Raw genomic sequence first — 1,155 nt, 5'->3', positions numbered from 1 at the left:
AGAAAACCGCGTCGCTGGAGACGTGCACCAGCCGGATGCCACGCCGCGCGGTGGACTGAGCAAGGCGGACAGGGCCATCGGCAGTGACCGTCCAGTCGGCATCCCCACTGGACGCGTTGATCACCACGCTGGGCTCCACCGCGTCGATGACTTTGTCGAGAGCACGAGGATCACGGAAGTCCAGCCGGTGCCACGAGACGGAAGGGGTAACGCCAGGGCCGGAGTTGAACGTCGCGGCCGTGACCCGGCCAGCGGAAGTCACCTGGCGCACCAGCTCTGTCCCCAGGAACCCACTGCCACCGATGATCAGCACTGTCATGCCGCCACACGGTAGTGGAACCGATCGCCGCCCGCGGTAGGCCGTCGGTGAGCTGGGAGCCATGCCGATCACGAAGCGTCTGGGCGCGGTGGAAGGTGTCCTGTGCGCCCTCGTCCTCTTCTGATGCGCCGCCAGAGCCTCATTCACGCCCGGCACCTGCGCAGTCGCGGAGGCTGCCGCAGAGGGCTTCCGGTCCTTCTCGGACTCGCCACCACGACCATCCACCAGCCCACCCTGCGCATGCTCCTCATACGACGGAGGATCCCACCACAACCTGGCCAGGGAAATGGATCGGCCAAAACCGCCCGATCATGGGCCATAGACCCGGGCAGAGACCGGGCAGCTCGCCGGGCGCCGCCAACCGGCTCTCGTCCGGGGCGCGTTGCCAGGACGCGCTTCTGGACTCAGCAGGCGGGGTAGTGGCGAGGGAGCGACCGCGGGCGCGGCCCGTGGACGGAAGCGTGGCGGGCCTACGGGGGGACGGGCATGACGACGACCGAGCCACCGGACGAGAGACGGGATGATCCGCAGCCGAGTGGCGCCGACGGCACCCTTGCGGAGCCGGCCCCACAACAGGCCGGGCAGAACGGGGACTCGGCCGGCGGCTCGCCGGCTACGGCCGCGCAGCCCCCGCGACAGAGCGACGCCGACGAGGGAAACGGAGCGTTTGAGAGCTTCGCATCGATCGTCGCCGAGACAGCCGGCTTGGCACCCGGCTCCTCACGGCGGCGACGAGCGGTGACCTTGCTGGTGATGCTGTCGATCGCTTTCGTGGCCGTCTTCAGAGACACGCTGACCGACTACCTCATGATCAAACCCAGTGTGATCAGGGAGAA

At 68.4% G+C, this 1,155-nt stretch carries 1 protein-coding gene and 1 pseudogene; one reads left to right on the top strand and one right to left on the bottom strand.

The window, feature by feature from the left end; translation table 11 throughout:
- Window positions 1-319 (bottom strand): sugar nucleotide-binding protein (locus NMK44_RS41855; RefSeq protein ID WP_254753394.1); only part of this gene is annotated, 319 nt, incomplete at its 3' end.
- Between the two features lie 486 nt (window positions 320-805).
- On the opposite strand from NMK44_RS41855, the pseudogene NMK44_RS41850 reads away from it, so the two are divergent.
- Window positions 806-1,155, top strand: a pseudogene (locus NMK44_RS41850) (hypothetical protein); the annotation flags it as partial.

Origin of the sequence: Streptomyces cucumeris (assembly GCF_024295805.1) — a bacterium.
Lineage (GTDB): Bacteria > Actinomycetota > Actinomycetes > Streptomycetales > Streptomycetaceae > Streptomyces > Streptomyces cucumeris.
This window is presented reverse-complemented; position numbering and strand designations above follow the sequence as displayed.